The organism is Streptomyces sp. NPDC001100 (genome assembly GCF_053598575.1).
Genome location: NZ_JBSFKO010000036.1, coordinates 99,725 through 109,173, shown reverse-complemented (window position 1 = coordinate 109,173; position 9,449 = coordinate 99,725). Strand labels below are relative to the sequence as shown.

The window sequence follows — 9,449 nt, the reverse complement described above, 5'->3', positions numbered from 1 at the left end:
GAAGCCGAAGCCGAAGCCGAAGCCGAAGCCGAAGCCGAAGCCGAAGCCGAAGCCGGAGCCGACCCGGCCGCAGTCGGTCCAACCCCCGAAGGCCAAGCCCCCGAAGACCCGACCCCCGACACCCCCGCAGGAGGCCCGCAGTGAACGACGTGCTCGACGTCGCCCTGCGACTCCTGATCGTCTTCGTCGTCTTCCTCACCTTCCCCCTCATCGTCGGTCAGACCGAGCACAAGGTGATGGCCCACATGCAGGGCCGCCTCGGCCCGATGTACGCCGGTGGCTTCCACGGCTGGGCCCAACTCGTCGCGGACGGCGTGAAGTTCGCCCAGAAGGAAGACATCGTCCCGGCGGGCGCGGACCGCCGTATCTTCCAACTCGCCCCCGCCGTCGCCCTCCTCCCGTATCTGCTCGTCCTCCTCGCCATCCCGATCGGCCCGGGCGAGGGCGCCGTCGGCCAGGTCCTGGACGCGGGCATCTTCTTCGTCCTCGCGGTGATGGGCGTGGGCGTCCTGGGCTCCCTCATGGCCGGCTGGGCCTCCGCCAACAAGTTCTCCCTCCTCGGCGGCCTCCGCACCGCCGCACAGCTCCTCGCCTACGAACTCCCCATGCTGCTCACCGCCGCCTCCGTGGCGATGGCAGCGGGTACGGTCTCCCTGCCCGGCATCCTCGACGCCTTCCACTGGTGGTGGCTGCCCTGGCAGATCGTCGGCGCGATCGTCTTCTTCGTGGCGGGCCTGGCCGAACTCCAGCGGCCCCCCTTCGACATGCCCGTCGCCGACTCCGAGATCATCTTCGGCGCCTACACCGAGTACACCGGTCTCCGCTTCGCCCTCTTCCTCCTCGCCGAGTACGCCGGAATCGTCGTCCTGTGCGGCCTGACCACCGTCCTCTTCCTGGGCGGCTGGCACGGCCCGTGGGGCGCGGACGGTCTCGGCTGGGTGTGGACCCTGCTGAAGACCGCGCTCCTCGCCTTCGTCGTCATCTGGCTCCGCGTCACCTATCCCCGGCTGCGCGAAGACCAGCTCCAGAAGCTCTCCTGGACCCTCCTCGTCCCCCTCTCCCTCGCTCAGATCGCCCTCACCGGCATCGTGAAGGTGGTGTTCCTCCAGTGACCCCGTTTCCCGGCTCCGGCCTGGCCAAGGGCCTGGCCGTCACCCTCCGCACGATGACGAAGAAGACCGTCACCGAGCAGTACCCGGACACCCAGCCCGACCTCCCGCCCCGAACCCGGGGAGTCATCGGCCTGTTCGAGGAGAACTGCACGGTCTGCATGCTCTGCGCCCGCGAGTGCCCCGACTGGTGCATCTACATCGACTCCCACAAGGAGACGGTCCCGGCGGCAGTCCCCGGTGGCCGCGAGCGCAGCCGCAACGTCCTCGACCGCTTCGCCATCGACTTCTCCCTGTGCATGTACTGCGGTATCTGCATCGAGGTCTGTCCTTTCGACGCCCTGTTCTGGTCCCCGGAGTTCGAGTACGCCGAGACCGACATCCACGAACTCACCCACGAACGCGACAAGCTCCGCGAATGGATGTGGACCGTCCCGGCCCCACCCGCCCTCGACCCCGGCGCGGAGGAGCCCAAGGAGATCGCCGCGGCCCGCAAGACCGCGGAGAAGCTCGCCGCGACTCAGGCTGCCGCGGAGGCCGAGGAAGCGGCCCGGGCCGCGGAGGTCGCCGGCGCTGCGGAGGTCACCGGGGGCGTGCAGACCGCGCCCGAGGCCGCCGAGCCCGGCCACGTCGAGTCGGCCTCGCCCACCGACCCGCCGGAGGGACAGTCGTGACCCTCGCCGCCACTGCCACCGCCACGGCAAGTCTCGCCGTCACCCGCACTCACGGCTTCCTCTCCCCGACCGGCGTGGAGATCGCCTTCCTCCTCGTCGGCCTGGTCACCTTCGGCGCCGCCCTCGTCACCGTCACCACCAAGCAGCTGGTGCACGCCGCCCTGTGGCTCGTGGTGGCCCTCGGGGGCATCGCCGTCGAATACCTCCTGCTCACCGCCGAGTTCATCGCCTGGGTGCAGGTCCTCATCTATGTCGGTTCCGTCGTCGTCCTCCTTCTCTTCGGTCTGATGCTCACCAAGGCCCCCATCGGCCGCTCCCCGGACGCGGACTCCGGCAACCGCTGGGCCGCTCTCACCGTGGCCGTCGCCGCGGCGGCGGCCCTGGTGTGGGTCGTCGTCGACGCCTTCCGCGCGACCTGGACGGACCTGGACGGTCCGGCCGCCGGCTCCACCGCGGTGACCGGCGCGAGCCTGTTCCAGAACTGGGTCCTCCCCTTCGAGGCCCTCTCCGTCCTGCTCCTCGCGGCCCTGGTCGGCGCGATCGTCCTGTCCCGCAAGTCGAAGGCGGAGTCGAGCTCTCCCCCTGTGAACTCCCGACCCGCGACCGGTAGTTCCCCATCCGTCCCGGATTCCCGTAATCACACGATCGGGCGAAATGGTGCGGTTGAGGGTAACGGTCCCGCCCGCCCGGACAACCCGGCCCAGCAGGAAGGAGCCCGCTGATGCACCTCGTCTATCCCGCTGTACTCGCCGTCCTCCTCTTCTGTACGGGCCTCTACGGCGTTCTCGCCCGCCGCAACGCGATCCTCGTCCTGATGTCGGTCGAGCTGATGCTCAACGCCGTCAACCTGAACCTGGTCGCCTTCGACGTCTGGCTCAGCCGGACCGCCGAGGACAAGCTGCACTCCGGCCAGGCCCTGACGCTGTTCACCATCGCCATCGCCGCCGCCGAGATCGGCATCGGCCTGGCGATCGTCCTCGCCGTGTACCGAGCCCGCGGCACCTCGGACATCGACAAGCTCCGCGACACCGCCGAGGGCCACGAGACCAACGGCCCCGACAGCGACCCCGCCGGCAGCGACGGCACCGAGCCCCCCGCGGCCGAGAAGGCTGAGGCCACCGCGTGACCACGACCACCCTGGCCGTCCTCGTCCCTCTCCTTCCGTTCCTCGGTGCGACGGCCGGCCTGCTCCTGGGCCGCACCGCCCCCGGCTTCGTCCGCCCGCTCGCCGTGCTGCCGACGCTCGCCGCGCTCGCGTCGGCCGTGATCGTCGCCGTACGCCAGGGCGGCGACGCGGCCATCGACTCCGCCACCGAACTCACGCCCACCGGCTCGGTACCGATCGAACTCGCCCTGCACATCGACGGCTTCGCCGCGCTCGTCGCCGTCCTGGTCGGCTTCGTCGCCACCTGCGTGCAGATTTACTCGACGGGCTATCTGCGCGACGACCCGCGCTATCCCTCGTACGCCGCCCTCGTCTCCCTCTTCACCTCCGCGATGCTCCTCGTCGTCTACTCCGGCGACCTGATCGTGCTGCTGGTCGGCTGGGAAGTCATGGGCATCTGCTCCTACTTCCTGGTCGGCCACTACTGGGAGACCCCGGAGGCCCGCGCCGCCTCCATGAAGGCCTTCCTCGTCACCAAGCTCGGCGATGTCCCCTTCCTGATCGGCCTGTTCGCGCTCGCCACCGACGCCGGGTCCTTCCGCATCACCAAGGTCCTGAGCACCGTCGCGAGCGGCGGGCTGCACCACCCGACGCTGATCGCGCTGCTGCTCCTGGCCGGTGTCGCGGGCAAGTCGGCGCAGTTCCCGCTGCACACCTGGCTGCCCGACGCGATGGCCGGCCCGACCCCCGTCTCCGCGCTGATCCACGCCGCGACGATGGTCGCCGCTGGTGTCTACTTCGTCGCCCGTCTCCTCCCGGTCTTCGAGGCCTCCTCGTCCGCGATGGTCGTCCTCGCCGTCATGGCCGCCGTGACGATGGCCGGTTCGGGCCTCGCCGCGCTCGCCCAGGACGACATCAAGCGCGTCCTCGCCTACTCGACGATCGGCCAACTCGGCTACATGACCGGCGCCCTCGCCGTCGGCGACCGCGGTGCCGCCGTCTTCCACCTCCTGTCCCACGGCGCCTTCAAGGCGCTGCTCTTCCTCGCCGCCGGCGTCATCATCCACGCCTCCGGCACCAACTCGCTGGCCGCCATGTCCCGCATGGGCAACCTGCGCGCCCGCGTCCCCGACGCCTTCTGGACGATGACCGTGGCGCTTCTCGCACTCGCCGCGATCCCGCCGTTCAGCGGCTTCTTCTCCAAGGAGTCCGTCCTCGGCGCCGCCGAACACGCGGCCACCGAGCACACCTCGCACATCCCCGGCGCCGCGGGCTGGATCGTCCTCCTCGCCGGCCTGCTCACGGCCCTGCTCACGGCCGCGTACGCGACGCGCCTTTGGCTGCTCGCCTTCCACGGCAGGGGAGCCGAGGCCCCCGACCACGGCAGGCAGCCCGTGGCGATGAACGCCGTGCTGTGGGTGCTCGCCGTCCCGTCCCTCGCCCTCGGCGGGCTCGCCTACCGCGTGCTCCCCGACTGGTTCGACGGCCGCGACCTCACCCCGACGCTCACCACATCCGTGCTCGGTACGGGTGTCGCGCTCGTCGGCGGCATCGTCACCTACGGCGCCTGGCGGCACACCACCGAGCGCGCGGCCCGCGCACCGATGGGCGCGGTCGCGGCCCACCCGGAGGGGGACGCGGGACTGGTCGAGGCGGAGGCCATCACGAGCCACGCGCCCGCCTACGGAGACATGGCCTCGGCAGCCGACCCGGTGGACCCGGGCCGCCTCCTGCTCGGCCCGCTGCACCGCCACGCGGCCTCCGGCTTCCACCTGGACGCCGTCTACGGGGCGCTGTTCGTCCGCCCTGTGCTGGCGGCGGCGAGCCTCGTCCGGTTCCTGGACCGAGAGGTCGTCGACACCTACGTACAGGGCGCGGGCACCCTGCCCCGCCTGCTCGGAGCCGCCGTACGGCGCGCTCAGACCGGCAATCTGCAGACCTATGTGAGCGCGCTGCTCGCCGGCACCGTCGTCCTGACGGTTGCCGTCCTCCTCGTCGCCACGGGAGCGTGAGCAGGCGTGATCGATATCAACGAGTCCGTGATGCAGGTCCTTCTGGCGTTCGTCGTCGTCGGCCCGCTCCTCGGCGCCGTCGCCGCCCTCCTGCCGGCTCCGCCCGGGCTGAAGGGGAAGTCACCCGAGCAGGCCGTGCTGCGGCACGGCGTCACCGTGACCGGCGTGATCCTCGTCGCCGCGCTCGTCCTCGCGCTCGGCTTCGACCACGACCATCCGTCGAAGATGCAGGCCACGACCGACATCAGCTGGATCCCCGCACTCGACGTTCGCATCCACCTCGGCATCGACGGCATCTCCCTCCCCCTCCTGGTCCTGACCGCGCTGCTGACCTTCCTCTGCGCGCTCTACTCCTACTTCAAGATGCCGTCGGGCCCGTCCCCGAAGGCATTCGTCGCCCTGCTGCTCGTCCTGGAGTCCGGCACCCTCGCCACCTTCGCCGTCCTCGACCTGATCCTCTTCTTCCTCGCCTTCGAGACCGTCCTCATCCCGATGTACTTCCTCATCGCCCGCTGGGGCGGTGCCCAACGGACCCAGGCCGCCTGGAAGTTCATCCTCTTCACGCTGCTCGGCTCCGTCGTCATGCTGCTCGGCCTGCTCTTGATCGGAATCAAGGCGGGCACATTCGACATGGTGGCACTCGCCACTGACAACGGCCGGTCGCTGACCACATCCGTGCAGGTCATCGCGGTTCTGGCGGTCGGGATCGGGCTCGCGGTCAAGACGCCGATGTGGCCGCTGCACAGCTGGCTGCCCGACGCCCACACCGCCGCCCCGACCGTCGGCTCGGTCCTGCTGGCCGGCGTGATGCTGAAGATGGGCACGTACGGGTTCGTCCGCATCCTGCTGCCGATCGCCCCCGACGGCATGCACACCTTCGCGCCCTACCTCGCCGCCTTCGCCGTCGTCGGGATCATCTACGGTTCCCTGGCCTGCCTCGCCCTCGCGAAACAGGGCGCGAAGGGCGACCTCAAGCGCCTCATCGCGTACTCCTCCGTCGGCCACATGGGCTTCGTCCTGCTCGGCATCTCGACGATGACCCCGACCGGCGTGAACGGCGCCCTGTTCGCCAACATCGCCCACGGCCTCATCACCGGCCTCCTGTTCTTCCTCGTCGGCGCCCTCAAGGACCGCACGGGCACCACCGACCTGGACACCCTGGCGGAGGAGACCGGCGCGGCCCTCTACGGCAAGGCACCGCGCCTCGGCGGCCTGCTCGCGTTCGCCGCCGTCGCCTCGCTCGGACTCCCCGGACTCGCCGGATTCTGGGGCGAGATGCTGGCCCTGTTCGGCGCGTTCAAGCCCGCCGCCGACCTCAGCCGCCCCGCGTTCCTCACCTTCATGGCCGTCGCGGCCTTCGGTACCCTGCTGACCGCCGCCTACATGCTCGCCGTGGTCCGCCGCGTCTGCATGGGCGCCGTGGCGCAGGAGGCGCCGAAACTCTCCGACGTCCAGACGTACGAGTTCGCCGCCTGGACCCCGCTCGTCGCCCTCACCGTCGCCGCCGGCCTGTGGCCGAAGGCACTCCTCGGCCTGACCGACCCGGCCGTGCAGCAGCTCCTCGCAGGAGGCACCCGATGAGCTCCCTGGCCCAGCCCCTCGCGGAGTCGGTCGTCCAGTCCGTCGACTGGCTCGCGATCGCACCGCCCACCATCTCGGCGGTCGTCGGCCTGGTCGTCCTCGTCGCCGACCTGTTCCTCCAGGAGGCCCGAAAAGCCTTCCTGGGCTGGGTGTCGGTCGCAGGCCTCGCCGTCTCCGCGCTCATGCTGCTGCCCCTCCTGGACGGCGACCGCGCCACCTTCTGCCACACCGGCGCCCCGACGGCCTGCAGCTACACGGCGGACCGCTTCACCCTGGTCATCCAGTTCCTGGTCCTCGGCGGCGCCCTCCTCGCGGCCCTCCTGTCGATCACCACCCTGAAGGACGCCGACAAGGGACTCCCCGAAGGGGAGTACTGGTTCCTGCTGCTGTCCTCCGCCGCGGGTGCCGCCCTCCTGCCCGCCTCCCGCGACCTCGCGACCCTGATCGTCGCCCTGGAGGTCGCCTCCCTGCCCGCCTTCGCCCTCGTCGGCATCCGGCACGGCGACAAGAAGTCCGCCGAAGCGGCCCTCAAGTTCTTCCTGTCCTCGGTCACCGCGACCGCGGTCAGCCTGATGGGCGTCAGCTTCGTGTACGCCACCACGGGCACCCTGTACCTCACCGAGATCGCCGACCGCATCCAGCACGTCGACGGCCAGTTCCACACCCTGGCCCAGACCGGCGTCGTCCTCACCCTCATCGGCTTCGCCTTCAAGACGGCCGCCGTCCCCTTCCACTTCTGGGTACCCGACACCTACGTGGGAGCGCCCCTCCCGATCGCCGCCTACTTGTCGGTCGTCGGCAAGGCGGTCGGCTTCTCCGGCCTGATCCTCGTCACCGTCGTCGCCTTCCCGTCGTACGCCGACGTGTGGGGCCCCGCGCTCGCCGCACTGGCCGCCCTCACCATGACGGTCGGCAACCTGGGCGCCCTGCGCCAACAGGCCACGCGCGCGTACAGCGCGGTACGGCTGCTCGCCTGGTCCTCCGTCGGACAGGCCGGCTACCTCCTGGTGCCGATCGCCGCAGCCGCTTACTCCAAGGACGCCCAGAAGTCGATCGGCTCCACCGTCGCCTACGCCCTCATGTATGCCGCCGTGAACCTCGGCGCCTTCGCGGTGGCCGCACTGGTGGGCCGCAGCAGAGCTCTGAACCGCGTCAGCGACTACCGCGGCCTGTACGGGTCGAACCCCCTGGCCGCCCTCCTCCTGGCCTTCTTCCTGCTGTGCCTCGCCGGACTGCCGCCGGGCGTCATCGGGCTCTTCGCCAAGGTCACCGTCTTCTCGGCGGCCGTCGACGCGGGCCTGGGCTGGCTCGCGGTCGTCATGGCCGTCAACGTGGTGATCGCGCTCTTCTACTACCTCCAGTGGACGGCCCTGCTCTTCCGCGCACCCGAGGGAGAGCACGACAAGCACCGCGTCCCCGCCCCCCTCACCGCCGCCCTCGCGCTCACCGGCGCCCTCGGAATCGCCCTCTCCGGAGCACCCCAACTGGTCCTGCGCTTCGCCGACACCGGACTCTTCTGAGCCACCGGCACATACCACCGTCCTCACCCGGACGGCCCACGCCCGGCGCCGTACGCACAAGGGAACTAGTGGCCCCCGCCTGGCGTTGACCAGTGCGGAAGGTTCCACTGGACGTGGCACCACGACACCAGTGGCATCAGAGATCAGCAAGCAAAGGGTTCCCCTGCTGCACGATTTGGAGGGCGTACCGTGCACCGCCGGCACAACGGGCTCAGGACCGCAGTTCTCCTCGGGGGACTGTCCGCACTCATCATCGTCATCGGCAGCTTCTTCGGCCGCATGGGGCTCGTCGTAGCGGTCGTGATCGCGCTGGGCACGAACGCGTACGCGTACTGGAACAGCGACAAACTGGCGCTGCGCGCGATGCGCGCCCGCCCGGTGAGCGAGTTCGAGGCCCCCGCCCTGTACCGCATGGTCCGCGAGCTCTCCACCCAGGCCCGCCAGCCCATGCCGCGCCTGTACATCTCGCCCACGGAGGCCCCCAACGCCTTCGCGACGGGCCGCAACCCGCGCAATGCCGCCGTGTGCTGCACGGAGGGCATCCTGCGCATCCTGGACGAGCGCGAGCTGCGCGGAGTCATCGGCCACGAGCTGAGCCATGTCTACAACCGCGACATCCTGATCTCGTCGGTCGCCGGCGCCCTCGCCTCGGTGATCATGTTCCTGGTCAACTTCGCCTGGCTGATCCCGATCGGACGCTCCAACGACGACGACGGCCCCGGCATCCTGGGCATGCTGATGATCATGATCCTGGGGCCCCTCGCGGCCAGCCTCATCCAGTTGGCCATCAGCCGCTCCAGGGAGTACGAGGCCGACGCGTCCGGCGCGCAACTGACCGGGGATCCCCTCGCCCTCGCCAGCGCCCTGCGCAAGCTCGACGCGGGCACCAAGCAGCTTCCGCTGCCCCCGGAGCCCCGCATCGAGACCGCGAGCCACATGATGATCGCGAACCCCTTCCGCCCGGGCCAGGGACTCTCCAAGATGTTCTCGACACACCCGCCGATGGCGGAGCGCATCGCCCGGCTCGAGAAGATGGCAGGTCGCCCTCAGTGAAAACCATCCTGAACGTCATTTGGCTCGTCCTGAGCGGCTTCTGGCTGTTCCTCGGGTATCTGTTCGCGGGCGTGGTGCTCTGCATCACCATCATCGGCATCCCGTTCGGCATCGCCGCCTTCCGTATCGGCGTCTTCGCCCTGTGGCCCTTCGGGTACACCACGGTCGAGCGCCGTGACGCGGGCGCGCCGTCCTGCGTCGGCAACGTCCTGTGGCTGATCCTCGCGGGCTGGTGGCTGGCCCTCGCGCACATCGTCACCGGCATCGCCATGTGCATCACGATCATCGGCATCCCGTTCGGCATCGCCAACTTCAAGCTGATCCCGATCTCGCTGTTCCCCCTGGGCCGCGAAATCGTGCCCACGGACCAGCCGTTCGCCACCCGCTGACGGGAG

9 protein-coding genes are annotated in these 9,449 nt (G+C 70.1%); all 9 read left to right on the top strand.

Translation table 11 applies throughout. From position 1 onward, the window contains the following. Nucleotides 1-140 precede the first annotated feature (140 nt). A complete protein-coding gene (locus tag ACWDEW_RS38105) occupies nt 141-1,112 on the top strand; it encodes a complex I subunit 1/NuoH family protein (RefSeq protein ID WP_450519239.1) in 972 nt (323 codons plus the stop codon). Further along, a complete protein-coding gene (locus tag ACWDEW_RS38100) occupies nt 1,109-1,783 on the top strand; it encodes a NuoI/complex I 23 kDa subunit family protein (protein WP_450519237.1) in 675 nt (224 codons plus the stop codon). Before ACWDEW_RS38105 ends, ACWDEW_RS38100 begins: the two co-directional genes overlap by 4 nt. Then, on the top strand, nt 1,780-2,505 hold the full coding sequence (locus tag ACWDEW_RS38095; protein ID WP_450519235.1) for an NADH-quinone oxidoreductase subunit J family protein: 726 nt from the start codon (nt 1,780-1,782) through the stop codon (nt 2,503-2,505). The genes ACWDEW_RS38100 and ACWDEW_RS38095 overlap by 4 nt, the downstream gene beginning before the upstream one ends. Beyond that, nucleotides 2,505-2,909, top strand: a complete 405-nt coding sequence (gene nuoK / locus ACWDEW_RS38090) for an NADH-quinone oxidoreductase subunit NuoK (protein ID WP_450519233.1) — start codon at nt 2,505-2,507, stop codon at nt 2,907-2,909. The genes ACWDEW_RS38095 and nuoK overlap by 1 nt, the downstream gene beginning before the upstream one ends. After that, nucleotides 2,906-4,900 (top strand): NADH-quinone oxidoreductase subunit 5 family protein, encoded by a 1,995-nt coding sequence (locus ACWDEW_RS38085; RefSeq protein WP_450519231.1) that lies wholly within the window; start codon nt 2,906-2,908, stop codon nt 4,898-4,900. The genes nuoK and ACWDEW_RS38085 overlap by 4 nt, the downstream gene beginning before the upstream one ends. Before the next feature lie 6 nt (nt 4,901-4,906). Continuing rightward, the gene (locus ACWDEW_RS38080; RefSeq protein WP_450519229.1) at nt 4,907-6,481 is read left to right on the top strand and encodes a complex I subunit 4 family protein; all 1,575 of its coding nucleotides are present in this window, start codon (nt 4,907-4,909) and stop codon (nt 6,479-6,481) included. Next, nucleotides 6,478-8,001, top strand: a complete 1,524-nt coding sequence (locus ACWDEW_RS38075) for an NADH-quinone oxidoreductase subunit N (protein WP_450519227.1) — start codon at nt 6,478-6,480, stop codon at nt 7,999-8,001. Before ACWDEW_RS38080 ends, ACWDEW_RS38075 begins: the two co-directional genes overlap by 4 nt. A gap of 189 nt (nt 8,002-8,190) precedes the next feature. Beyond that, nucleotides 8,191-9,054 carry a zinc metalloprotease HtpX gene (gene htpX / locus ACWDEW_RS38070; RefSeq protein ID WP_200715187.1) on the top strand — a complete coding sequence of 288 codons (864 nt, stop codon included), beginning with the start codon at nt 8,191-8,193 and terminating at the stop codon, nt 9,052-9,054. Next, complete coding sequence (locus tag ACWDEW_RS38065) at nt 9,051-9,443, top strand: YccF domain-containing protein (RefSeq protein ID WP_450519225.1); 393 nt, start codon at nt 9,051-9,053, stop codon at nt 9,441-9,443. Before htpX ends, ACWDEW_RS38065 begins: the two co-directional genes overlap by 4 nt. The last annotated feature ends 6 nt before the right edge of the window (nt 9,444-9,449 follow it).

Coding starts and splice junctions, on each gene's coding strand:
- nuoK (WP_450519233.1), top strand. CDS start 2,505: ATGCACCTCGTCTATCCCGCTGTACTCGCCGTCCTCCTCTTCTGTACG.
- ACWDEW_RS38075 (WP_450519227.1), top strand. CDS start 6,478: ATGAGCTCCCTGGCCCAGCCCCTCGCGGAGTCGGTCGTCCAGTCCGTC.